Origin of the sequence: Xanthobacter nonsaccharivorans (genome assembly GCF_043194755.2) — a bacterium.
In the GTDB taxonomy this organism is placed as follows: Bacteria; Pseudomonadota; Alphaproteobacteria; order Rhizobiales; family Xanthobacteraceae; genus Xanthobacter; species Xanthobacter autotrophicus_G.
Genome location: NZ_CM195526.1, coordinates 196600 through 208717, shown reverse-complemented (window position 1 = coordinate 208717; position 12118 = coordinate 196600). Strand labels below are relative to the sequence as shown.

Genomic DNA, 12118 nt, shown 5'->3' with positions numbered 1-12118 from the left:
CGCTGCCGTGCGCGACTGAACATCGTGATCGGAAAACTGAAGCCCACCAGACCGGGAGCCTGAAGTGGCCGAACACAACCGGCGCCGCGCCTTTGCCGATGTCGTCACCGCAGACGCCTGGCACGACGGCTTTCAGGGCTGCAAGAAGGTTGCCCTGCACGTCGATGTGGTTTTCGGGCTGGCCAGGGTCGGCAGCAGACCCGACGAGACCGTGAGATTTCGTCTGGCCCTCAGGCAGGCCGAAGTTGTTGTCGTTATGAACGAGCTCGAGCCGGTGAGGGTCGACAGGGCGTCCGTCGAACGCGGTGAAGCCCCAGCCGTCGAGGTGAGACTCGAAGACAAGCGCGCCGCGCGCCGGTCGGCCGGCGGGAAGATGAAGCTTTCCGGCGACGTAGGAAATAAGGGCGCTAAAGCCGCCGGCGCGATTGAACTCCAGCGCAATTTGATGGTCAGCCAGGACCGCCAGGCGCGTATCTCCCGGCGTAGCGGGTCGATGATCGTAACCCAAGGTCAGACCGTCGATGGCGACTATCGCTGGATCGTTCGGGCGGCGACGAAGGACCTTGAGCTTGACGGACATCCCTGGGACGCTAGGTCGGCGCCGCGTCTTGAGCTCATCGACATGCGCAAGAACCGCAACAAGGGCCTGACGCCCAGCGTACGCGTTGAGGTACGATGTCTACGCGAGGATTTGGTAATCTCCGACATTGAATGGAAGGATGCTACGGGTTGGGCGAAGCTGAGCCGTTCGTTTCAGCATAGGAATCGACTGGCCGCGGCCGAAGCCGTCATCCGGACTCGTCTGTTCGAGGCCGGGCTCATGCATGGCCCACTGGATGACCGCTATGCCCGTATGACCCTGGCCGAGGTGATCTTCAGCGATGAGTGATAATGCGGACCACCTCATCGGAGGTGACTGGTTCAAGGCAATCGAAAGGGTTCTTAGGGCGTCGACCGGCGACTTGCGGGAACTGGCGCAGATCGCCGGCGCGGACCCTAAAACGCTCTATGTCGGCACCAGTCTGGATGGCGTCGATCTGCGGGGCCAGGATCTGCGCGGCATGATCCTGACCAACAGAGAAGGCGCAATCACCGATGAGGCTACGCTGCTTGATCCAGAGCGCCCGGCGCGGCCGAACTCCGGCGAGGCTCCGTCGCCTGCGCTCGCCCGGAAACGCGCGGCCGCCTGCCTTGCCGAGAGGCTGGCCGTCAACCTGACCGCCAAGAAAGGCTCGCTCTTCGAGACCAACGACGGAGCGGTAAGAGCGGTCGTGACGACCTCGCGCCGCTATCCACGCGCCTATCAGGCGTACTGGTACTGCTTCTATGAAAGTCAGCGTGACTATCTTGCGGGTGCCCCGGACGCCTACTTGGTGCTGACCGGTATCGACACCGGCCGCGCCTGGGCGATACCGCTTGGCACCCTTGAGCCCTTCCTCGACGAGATGAAGATGACCCGCCGGCCCAACGGGCAGGGTTACTGGCACGTCAGCACAAAGCTCGTCGCGGACGCCTGCGTCTTGGTTGTCGGCGACGGCCTTGACTTGATGCCGTTCGAGGTTTGATCTCCGATCCGGAAGGGATGAATCATCGCCTGGGGACACGCTCAGGATGAGGGTTCGGGATGCTGTGTTCGCTATTGTGATGAAATGTCAAATCTGACGAATCTTGATCCGCGCCCCCCAGGCCCCGGCTCCCTGATGGACCGGGTGAGCAAGGCGATGGTCGAGCGCGATCTGGACCTAAAGGCCGCGGCGGCGGTCATCGGGGTCGGCTCAACCACTCTGCAGTTGCATCTTGCCGGCGAGCACGTGCGCAGCGATTCCGCCCGCAAGTACGAGAACTGGCTGGCCGAGCGCGAGACCTCCAACATCTTCGTGCTGGCCCAGCCCAGTCATGATGTCGAGCCCGAAGAGGCGACCGAAGACCTCCCGCCGCCACCAGCCCGGCCGCGGCTGGTCGTCGACGTGTTTTCCGGCTGCGGCGGCCTGAGCCTGGGCTTTGACTTGCTGGGCGACGGTGCCCATTTCAGGACGATCCTGGCGCTCGATATTCAGCCCAAGCCGATCGCTACTCTTAACCGCAATGCGGCGCTCCTGGGCCGTGGCGATTATCCGGTGGGACAAACCACCGATCTGACTCAGTTCATGAATGAAGCCGAATTTTTGGCCTTCTACCTGCAGCACGTCGGCGGGGCGCTCAACAACAGCGCAATCCACACGAGGCTGTTTGGCCTCAGGAACGGTGCCTTTCCGGAATTTCTCGACGCGGTGGCCGACGCCGATCGTCTGTTCCTTGACGAGCTGAGGGCCATCCGGTCGATGCCCGCCTGGCGCGAGGAACTGGAGGCCTTGGATCAACGCGCACTTGACCAGACGTCGGTGATTGGTTTCCACGAAAAGCTGGCGCTTCCCCGCCCATCACGAAAGGTCGCCGGGTTGCCGCGGCTGCTCTGGGGTGAGGCTTCAAGCGATCCGGGCGAGGCGCGGCCGAAGAAATGGAAGCCCGACACCACCTTTCTGGAAGTGGCACAATGGGAGTGGGATGAGGAGGCCCGGACCCTGGCGGCCAAGCAGGAGGCGGAAGGCGAGGGGCAGCTGATTGTTTCGCCACGCCGCGTCGGTGGCTTTGTCCGGTTCCTTAACACCGAGAGCATGCGCTCGGTCCGTAAGTCGTGGATGGTCTGGCACGCCCGGCGGCTGCAGCTTCGCAGCGAGCTGTTCGCCGACGAATCCTTCGCTGAGGCGGTGCGTACGCTCTATACGGAAACCGCGCAGGTCTCAGTTCTGGTCGGCGGGCCGCCGTGCCAGGGCTTTAGCCGCATCGGCCGGGGCAAGATCCGCAGCCTCCGCGACGCGCGCGTTCACGTCCACGGTAACGCTGAAGCCGGCGACTCGCGGAACCTTCTCTTCCAGCAGTATGTGATGGTGCTGGGCGCGCTCAGGCCGGACGTGTTTGTCTTTGAAAACGTCCAGCACTTTGAGTCGGTGGTGAAGGTAGACGGCGGTGAATTCCAGGCCACCGACATCCTCGCCGAGGCGATCGCCAACGTCTCTGATGGCGAAGCCAACTATGAGGTCGCCTCGGACATCCTCGATGCGTCTCGGTTCGGCATCCCGCAAACACGCCTGCGATATTTCATGGTCGGCGTACTGGCCAGGCCTGGCGCGGCTTCAGCGTCTATGGAGGCACTGGGCTGCCTGGCGCTCCGCCGCGATCGCGAAGCGCCGATGGCGCTGGCGCTGGCGGGACTGCCCGCACCAGCCGTCGTGGGCGGCGAAATCAAAGGCGGTGATGCGATGGCTAGCCTCGCGATGATCGACGATTCTGTCCTCGGTGACCATCCGTTCGTCCAGTGGATCCGCCGACCCCGGCCCGGCGCTACGACGGCGCCAGCGGCGGTAGATGCCCACGCCAGCAGGGCCGCGCGCGCCGATGACGCGGCGTTCTTTTCACTGATGGGACCTGGCAAGCGCTGGATGGACTATCGGGCGGACGCGGCCCCAACGATCGGTGAACTGGCGAATCTGATCGACGCGCTGCTGGCCCTGCCCGTATCGATCTATGAGGTGCTGGCGTCCACGCAGCGAAAAGGACTCTTGCTTCCCGACCGCGACGCCCTGAAGGCGCTGAGAAACCGCGTGGACGGCGCGCTGTCCCTGCGGCTGCTGCTCGAGCACACTGGCGAAAAGCTCGGTGAATCCCACCACCTGCTTGGGGGAAATTACATGGACAAGCGCGAAGGCAACCACGGTGATTGGGTCGCGCGCATGGACGCCTCGCGTCCCGCCAAGACGATGGTCAGCCATATGGGAAAGGACACCTACGCCTACATCCATCCCTATGCGCCGAGAACGATTTCGGTGCGGGAGGCCGCACGGATCCAGAGCTTCCCCGACTGGTTTTCATTCGGCAGCGCGGCACTGACGGACGCGTTCAGGATGGTGGGCAATGCGGTCCCGCCTATGCTCAGCCACGCCATCGCCGGCAAGGTGGCACACGTGCTGAGCCGCCGCGAGGCCGATCGAGGCGCGGGGCGGCTCAAGGCCTGATCCAGGGTGCGCCATCTGGCAGCCGCTTCCGCCGCGGGAGAAGCTATGGCTGACGACGAGGAAGTCCTGCGCATTGCGCGCAATCCCGACCCCCTGACCCCGGAACAGCGGCGTCGTAACATGTCGCGGATCCGGGCTCACGACACCCAGCCCGAGATGCTACTGCGCCAGCATCTGCACGCGGCCGGTCTCAGATACCGGATCCACGACCGCCGCCTGGCCGGGACACCGGACTTGGTGTTCCCGGGCCGCAAGGCGGTGATCTTCGTGCACGGCTGCTTCTGGCATGGCCACGGGTGCCCCAAGAGCGTCACGCCGGCCACCAACACCGCCTTCTGGGTCGAGAAGATCACGAGAAACCGGCAGCGTGACGAGGCCGTGGATCGCGCGCTCAGGGCCGCCGGCTGGAGAATTCTGACCGTGTGGGAATGCGCGCTGCGCGGCCGGGCCCGGCGCACCATGCCGCAGGTGACGCAGGGCGTGATCGCTTGGCTGGAAGCAGGTCTTGCCGAGGGCGAGGTGTCGGGCGACTGGTCCGCCATGTCATGAGGGGCCGCCACCCTCGATGCGTGTCATTCGTGACCACCTCGCGCTCGAAGCTTGAGCTCAAGCAAAAACGTAATGTAGCATCGTGGTCATCATAACCTAGCGTCGCTGGCTCTGCACCACGACGCAACGCGGGTTGCGCAGAGCTGGATCTTGCTTTGAGCAGAGTGGCCGAGCCGCACGCCGCGCCTTGGAGGGAAAGCGGGAGGCGGCGCAATGGACAGTCTGGAAATTGCGCCCCATGCCGGCGCCCTGCTCAAGTCTTTGCGCGGGTTTGGCTATTCTCCGGAAACCGCTCTGGCTGATCTGGTCGACAACAGCCTGTCAGCTGGCGCCGGGCAGATCCGGCTGAGCATCGACTGGAACGACGGCGACCCGCGAATCGCCGTCCGTGACGACGGCCGGGGGATGTCGTTCAGCGCTCTCCGTGACGGCATGCGATTCGGCGGCGACGAGGACCGCGAACGCGATACCGACGACCTGGGCCGGTTCGGGCTCGGCCTGAAGACTGCGTCGCTCTCCCAATGCCAGCGCCTGACCGTGGTGACACGCCAGGCGGGGGTGACCAGCAGCATGTGCTGGGACGTCGAGAAGGTCCGCAAAACCCGGAGCTGGTGCGCTGAGATCGGTATCACGCCACCGCCGTTCGACCACGTCTCGCTGCCGGATGATGCCGATGGCACTCTGGTTGCTCTGGAACGCATGGACGAGATGGGCGGTCTCTTCGGCCTCGACAAAGAAGGGTTCTTCGCCAAGATCCAAGACGTCCGCGCGCACTTCGGCATGGTCTTCCATCGTTTCCTCGACGGTGACGCCCGCCGCGTAACGATCTTCATCAACGATCGCCCGGTCGAGGGCTGGGATCCGATGCTGCGCACCCATCCGGCCACCAAACCGCTGGGCGCGGGGAGGATCGGGGCCGGTGCCCAGGCGGTCCAAGTGGCGCCGTTCGTGCTCCCGCATCGCGACCGGTTCGCCAACGAGGCCGAGTTCACAGCCGCAGGCGGGCCTGGCGGCTGGGCCGAGCGTCAGGGATTCTACATCTACCGCGCCAAGAGGCTGGTGGTCGCAGGCAGCTGGCTTGGCTTGGGCGGCCATCGCGAGTGGACGAAAGATGAAAGCAGCCGGCTGGCGCGCATCGCTGTCGATCTGCCGCAGACCGTGGACGCAGCCTGGCGTATCGACGTGCGCAAGGCCAGGGCGAGGCCACCGGCGGCGCTGAAGAAACGCCTGTCCGCCCTGGGCGGGCATTGTCGCGACCGAGCCCGGGAAGTCTTCGCCTGGCGCGGCGGCGTCGTCCGACAGAAAGGCCCGCAGGAGGCGGCTCTGTCGGTTTGGAATGAGGAACATCGCTCCGGCAAACGTCGCTACCGCATCAACCGCGACCATCCAATCATCGCCGAGTTGCTCGCTGCCGACGCCGCCCGGCGCAAGCTGGCCCGGGCGGCGATCAGCCTGATCGAACGGTCCGTGCCCATCGAGCGCATCTGGCTGGATCTCTCCGACAACGTAGAGGCCGCTACCGGCCGCGAGGCTGTCGATGACCACCTGGTCGAGGATCTGGTCACGGCGGTCAGGTCGGCTGTGCCGGGGCTGGCCCACGCCGACGTCCTCGACGGCCTGCTACGAACCATGCGGCTTGACGCCCCTGAGATCCGTAAATCCGTCCTCGAAAAGCTCGGTTCGCCTCAATGAGCCGCGACGCCATTCAGACGCTGGTCAACATGGCCCGGCAACTGCTGACGTCGACAGAAGATCGGCCCGTCGACCGGACGGCCATTAGGGACGCCATCGATTCGGTGAGCCCGATTGTCGCCCGGCGAACAGGGCATGCCTTTACCGAAGCGCAACTGGCCGAAGCCGTCAGGACGCTTGAGACGGCCTATGTCGTCCAGCAAGGCCACGCGATCGCCGTGGTGGACCGTTCGCTGCCGGGAGAGTGGTACGTTGGCGACCGACGCCGGCCCGGGCCGTTTATGGCCCGCTATCTTCAGAAGCTGCAGGAGAACGACTGGCCGGTCCGCTCGGTCGAAGAGCTGCGCGACAGCACCGCGCGGGTAGTGGAACTGCTCGACGACCCCGCGCGCGAAGGGCCCTGGAACTGGAAAGGCCTTGTCGTCGGGGATGTCCAGTCAGGCAAGACCGCCCACTATGCAGGAGTGATCAACCGCGCCGTCGACGCCGGCTACCGCGTCGTCATCATCCTGGCGGGCATGCACAATCTGCTGCGTCTGCAGACCCAAAGCCGGCTCGAGCTGGATTTCCTCGGATACGACACCCGACCCGAACAGCAGGACGCTGGCCGGATGAAGGCCATCGGGGTGGGACTGATACCGCCGGCGCTTCCCGCCGGTGCCCTCACTCTGGCTTCGCCCACCGGCGATTTCAACATCGCGTTCGCACGTCAGGCCAACTTCGCGCCGCTGGACCAGCCCTGCCTTTTCGTGGTCAAGAAGAATGCCACTGTCCTCCGCAACCTGAACGGTTGGATCGGCAAGCTGCCCGAGGAATTCCGCAAAGCGCCGCTGCTGGTGATCGACGACGAGGCCGATCAGGCCTCTATCGATACCAAGGACCAGCCGACGCTGCCAGACGGCAGCTTCGATGAAGACTACGACCCAACGAAGATAAATGGGGAGATTCGCAAGCTTCTGCGCTCCTTTAAGCGCTCTGCGTACGTGGCCTACACTGCCACCCCATTCGCCAACATTCTGATTCACGACGACCGCGCAGCGGAGAAATACGGGTCTGACCTTTTCCCCTCCACTTTTATCTTTGCGCTTACGCCGCCGGACGACTACTTCGGGCCTACGGCGGTCTTCGGAACCAACGACGACGTCAACAGCCCGGCGCTACCTTTGATCCGCCACATCGACCAGACCGGGGACGGCTGGGTCCCGGACACGCACGACCGCTACCTACGTCCGCGCTATCGTGGTGCCAACGAGCCGCCACCATCGCTGAAGGAGGCGGTGCGGGCCTTTCTACTGTCCTGCGCGATCCGCTCGGCCCGCGGCAAGCCTTCGGCGCATTGTTCAATGTTGATCCACGTCTCGCGCTTCGTCGATGTCCACGATCAGGTCCATGCCCAGGTCGAACGCTACTTGGATGACATCCGCGCCCGCATATCGGGCGGCGACAGCGAGATCCTGGCCGAACTGGAAGCGCTGTGGCGTAACGACTTTGTTCCGACGACAGGCGCCATCGCGGGGACCGTCTTCGAGCGGGGGATCGTCGACGTCGACTGGCCGACTATCCGGGCGGCGCTTTCGACTTCCGCTGACAAGATCCAAGTCATCGTTGCCAACGGCCGCTCCAAGTCGGTCCTCGATTATGACCGCTACGCCGGGACGGGCCTGTCGGTGATCGCGATCGGGGGCGACAAGCTCTCCCGAGGCCTCACCCTGGAAGGGCTGACCGTCAGCTACTTCCTGCGCATTTCGAAACAGTATGACAGCCTGCTGCAGATGGGCCGTTGGTTCGGCTATCGCCGTGGCTTCGCCGACGTCTGCCGCCTCTATACAACGCCGGACATGGAAGACTGGTTCAGGCACGTGGCGACTGCGAGCAAAGAGTTGCGCGCCGAGCTGGTCCACATGCGGCTGATGCGCGAGACGCCAAAGGACTATGGTCTGCGCGTAGAGGCCCACAGCGTGATGAACGTGACCGCCGCGAACAAGCAGCGGCACGCCGTCGAACGTCAGGCGGGGTTCGGGGGCGAGGGCAAGATCCAGACGGTCATGTACGCCGAGCGCGACGTGCTGGACCAGAACGCTGCCGCTACGGAAGTCTTCTTGGAGTCGCTGGAACCGCCGCAGCGGGACGCGCCGCGACCGGCGGGCACGGGCACGGCCACAGGACTCCTCTGGCGAAACGTGCCGGGTGATCGGGTGGCTGCCTATCTCCGGACGCTGAACTTTCCACCGGGCAACCGGGAGATCGAGGCGGCGCGTCTGGCCAACTATGTTGAAGACCAGTTGCGCCAGAACCCCGCGGAGCTGACCACCTGGACGGTCTTTGTACCGACAGGCGACGGCCGCGAGGTTACGCTCGCTGGGCAAAAGCTAAACAGCACGATTCGCCAGCCCGTCGCCGGACGGCAGGTCTCGGGCCGTTATATCGTCAGATCGATCCTGAACCCGCCCGACGAAGCGGTCGACCTTTCCGACGCCGAATACGCCGAGGCCCTGGCCGAGACCAACAGCGCCAGGGCGGCGACGGGACAGGATGCGGCCGTACGCCCGGCTGGCCCTGACGTACGCCGGACCCGGCGGGCACAGAACGGAATGCTGATCATCTATCCGCTCGACCCGAACAGGCCCGGCACGGTCGAGACCGACGGGCCGGTGATCGGCGTCGTCGTCAGCTTTCCGGACAGCAACACCGCCAGCCGCCGCGTCTATGTCGAAAACACGGTGCTTCAGAAAGAGCACAATCGTCGATGAGCCTTTCGGATACTCAGCTCGAGACGCTCTGGCTTCGTCTCGCCACGGCCGGACCGGGCCACAGGGCCTATGTCAGCCTGCGCATCGAGGGGGTCGTCGCGCTCGATGTTCATGCAGCACTACGCGCATCCGATCGTTCGCCCTGCCTGATTTTCGATCTTCCCAACCCGGCGGCGTTCGGCGATATCGATTTCGAAGTCGGCGGCATGCGCTGCTCAAGGGTGCTCCTCGACCATGGCCAGGGGCTGCTCCTGTCGCTTGAGGACGCCAACAAGCGCGATCTCTTCGCCACGATCTGCCTGGACGTGATCGCCTATGCCGAAGACACCCACGGGGCTTCGACGATTTCCGCGGTCCTGAGCCGGCTGGAGGCCTGGCGCGCGTTCCTTCGCGCGATCGGCGGCGGCATGAGTCGCAAGGAACTGATTGGCTTGATCGGCGAACTCCAAGTGCTGCGCCATCTGCTCGATGCCGACGCCGGCCTCCTGCCAGCCTGGCGGGCCCCCGACGACGCCCTGCACGACTTCGAACATCTTGGCTACGCGCTCGAGGTCAAGACCACGCTCGGTCCGGGCTCACGAGTGACGATTTCCGGGGTCGACCAACTGAGCGACGACGGGCTGGAGTGCCTCGATTTCCTGCATGTCAGGCTCTACGAATCTGCTCAAGGGGAGACCGTTGACGACATGATCGAGAGGATCGTCGCGGTCCTGCCCCACGACGAGGCCCGTCGGCAGTTCTCCAATGCTCTGCTGCGTCGCGGCCTTAGCCCCTTCGACCGGCGGCCGGGCGGCGGCCTGAAATCCTTGGTTCAGCAGATCACCGCCTATCGCGTCGCCGAGGGTTTCCCGAGACTTCTGCGCAAGGATGTCCCGCCGGGCGTCACGGAGGTGACCTACGCTTTGGACCTTGCCTATCTTCAGTCGCTCGCTCGGCCCTGGTCAGAAACCCGGACCGCCTTCTGCCTGCGGAGGACATAGTGGACGATCCCTTGCATGCCTTTGCAGAAGCCTTCGCCGCCGACGTCGAGGAAGCTGTCGCCAGCCCCGAAGCTTCGACGTTGTTTTCCGGGGAAATGTTCACCAAGCTGGTTCTGGAACGGCTTGAGGATGCCGAGCGGCTGGAGCAGGCCTTCGATCTATACCAAGAGGGCCACACGGGCCGAGCCGCCTATCGCATCGATGGCTATGCCATCGACGAGGAACGAGGTGCGCTGGAGCTTTTCACCACCATCCACACCGGAGAGGTGCCGCCGACGCGCCTGACGGCGGCGGAGATCCGGACAGCATTCGACCGTGCATTGCGCTTTGCCCGCGCCTCCATGGATGGCTTGGCTGACAAGTTGGAGCCCTCCAACTCGGACGCCAGCGATCTCGCCAGACGCATCGAGCACGAAGCTGCGCAGATCACCTCCATCAGACTCATTCTGCTGACCGATCAACTGACGGGGTCGTTCCTGCCGCAGGACAGCGAATGGAATGGGCGAACGATCGAATACGACGCCTTCGACATGACCCGCTTGCATCGCGTCCTTGGCGAGGGAGAGACGCGTTCTGACATCGCTGTCAATCTGAGGGAGCTTTCCGGGGCCCCGCTCGCCTGCCTCCCAGTCAGGCCCGGCGCCGGCGGATATGAGGCCTATCTGACGGTCCTGCCCGGCGAGCTGCTGTCCCGAATCTATCAGAAATATGGCGTTCGCCTGCTCGAACTGAACGTCCGTGCCTTTCTGGGCATCCAGGGCCGGAAGAGTGTGAACGCAGAACTTCGCCGCACCATCGCCGAAGAGCCGTCGAGGTTCCTGGCCTATAACAACGGCATTGTGGCCACCGTCGATGCGATCGACTTCGAGACCGATGAGGCTGGTCGGTCCCTGATCAGCGCTCTTCGCGGCCTGCAGATCGTCAACGGTGGCCAGACGACAGCCTCGCTTCACAGGGCCCGCTTCAAGGACCGGCTGCCGCTTGACGGCGTCGAAGTCCCAGTCAAAATCATTCGCGTGACAAGCGGCGATCTCAGCGAAATGGTGGGCGCTGTCTCCCGCGCCGCCAACCGTCAGAACACCGTCCAGCAGGCCGACTTCTCGGCCAATGACCCGTTCCACCAGGCGGTCGAGACCCTGGCCAACAATTGCTGGCTGGAGAACGGACGCGGGCGCTGGTTCTACGAGCGCGCCCGCGGCTCCTATCTGGCCGCCGAGCAGAAAGCCTCCTACTGGCCGAAGGATGAGCAGGCCTTCCGGGCCCAAACCCCCAAATCACGACGCCTGAGCAAGCTGGATCTGGCGCGATACCTGAACGCGTGGAACGGCCTGCCATACAGAGTCTGCATGGGCGGTCAGAAGAACTTCCAACACTTTATGCAGCGTCTGAAGGACAACCCACCACCGGCGCCGGACGAGGCCTGGTTCCAGCGCCTGGTAGCGACGGCGCTCCTCTATCGCACGGCTGAGCGTGTGGTGCGCCAGATGGGATTTCCTGCCTTCCGCTCCCAGATCGTGGCCTATCTGGTGGCGGGTCTGTCGCAGCGATCTGGTGGCGTGCTCGACTTCGAAGCCGTCTGGCGGCGCCAGGCGGTATCGGCGGAACTTGAAGATCTGCTGCGAACCTGGGCCGCCGCGGTGGATGTAGCCCTGCGATCGACCGCAGGCCAGCGCAATCCCGGCGAGTGGTTCAAGCGCGAAGAATGCTGGACGGCGGTCAGGGACCAATTTCCGCCGTTGCTGGACCCGCTGCCGCCGGAACTCGCCAATGCCGGTCCGTCTATCACCCCTGGCAAGGGCGATAAGGCCAGGGCACTTTCGGGGGAGGATTTCGACCGCGTGCGCCAGGCCATGGAGATCGACAGCGCAACCTGGCTGAGAACAGCCGAGCTGGGTCAGCAAGCAGGGATCCTGCACTGGCGAACGGCAGGCATTTTGCGCACGCTGGCGGGCTACGCGATCGGCGGCTGGGAAAAGCGGCCATCGATCAAGCAGGCCAAGTTCGGACTGGAGGCCCTGCAGGCGACACGGGCCGCTGGCGTGCTAGACGTCAGCGACGACCAAGCGGGGCCGGTCTGATGGTCCTGCCGAAAAAG

The 12118-nt window shown here is 64.5% G+C and carries 8 protein-coding genes; all 8 read left to right on the top strand.

Going from position 1 to position 12118, the window contains the following annotated elements:
- Positions 1-64: 64 nt before the first annotated feature.
- Entirely contained in the window at positions 65-889 is an 825-nt protein-coding gene (locus V5F59_RS00925; RefSeq protein ID WP_393979457.1) for a hypothetical protein, read from the top strand.
- A complete protein-coding gene (locus V5F59_RS00920; protein WP_393979455.1) occupies positions 882-1565 on the top strand; it encodes a hypothetical protein in 684 nt (227 codons plus the stop codon). Before V5F59_RS00925 ends, V5F59_RS00920 begins: the two co-directional genes overlap by 8 nt.
- A 156-nt stretch (positions 1566-1721) precedes the next feature.
- Complete coding sequence (locus V5F59_RS00915; RefSeq protein WP_393979453.1) at positions 1722-4052, top strand: DNA cytosine methyltransferase; 2331 nt, start codon at positions 1722-1724, stop codon at positions 4050-4052.
- Positions 4053-4097: 45 nt separating this feature from the next.
- Positions 4098-4601, top strand: a complete 504-nt coding sequence (locus V5F59_RS00910; RefSeq protein WP_393979451.1) for a very short patch repair endonuclease — start codon at positions 4098-4100, stop codon at positions 4599-4601.
- Positions 4602-4814: 213 nt separating this feature from the next.
- Entirely contained in the window at positions 4815-6293 is a 1479-nt protein-coding gene (locus tag V5F59_RS00905) for an ATP-binding protein (protein ID WP_393979449.1), read from the top strand.
- Entirely contained in the window at positions 6290-9043 is a 2754-nt protein-coding gene (locus V5F59_RS00900; protein WP_393979447.1) for a Z1 domain-containing protein, read from the top strand. Before V5F59_RS00905 ends, V5F59_RS00900 begins: the two co-directional genes overlap by 4 nt.
- The gene (locus V5F59_RS00895) at positions 9040-10023 is read left to right on the top strand and encodes a PD-(D/E)XK motif protein (RefSeq protein WP_393979445.1); all 984 of its coding nucleotides are present in this window, start codon (positions 9040-9042) and stop codon (positions 10021-10023) included. The genes V5F59_RS00900 and V5F59_RS00895 overlap by 4 nt, the downstream gene beginning before the upstream one ends.
- Positions 10023-12101: an AIPR family protein gene (locus tag V5F59_RS00890; protein WP_393979443.1), complete on the top strand. Its 2079-nt coding sequence runs from the start codon at positions 10023-10025 to the stop codon at positions 12099-12101. The genes V5F59_RS00895 and V5F59_RS00890 overlap by 1 nt, the downstream gene beginning before the upstream one ends.
- Positions 12102-12118: the final 17 nt, after the last annotated feature.

Bases quoted from the DNA above. Each gene is read 5' to 3' on its own strand.
- V5F59_RS00920 (WP_393979455.1), top strand. From the start codon at position 882: ATGAGTGATAATGCGGACCACCTCATCGGAGGTGACTGGTTCAAGGCA.
- V5F59_RS00915 (WP_393979453.1), top strand. From the start codon at position 1,722: ATGGTCGAGCGCGATCTGGACCTAAAGGCCGCGGCGGCGGTCATCGGG.
- V5F59_RS00910 (WP_393979451.1), top strand. From the start codon at position 4,098: ATGGCTGACGACGAGGAAGTCCTGCGCATTGCGCGCAATCCCGACCCC.
- V5F59_RS00905 (WP_393979449.1), top strand. From the start codon at position 4,815: ATGGACAGTCTGGAAATTGCGCCCCATGCCGGCGCCCTGCTCAAGTCT.
- V5F59_RS00900 (WP_393979447.1), top strand. From the start codon at position 6,290: ATGAGCCGCGACGCCATTCAGACGCTGGTCAACATGGCCCGGCAACTG.
- V5F59_RS00895 (WP_393979445.1), top strand. From the start codon at position 9,040: ATGAGCCTTTCGGATACTCAGCTCGAGACGCTCTGGCTTCGTCTCGCC.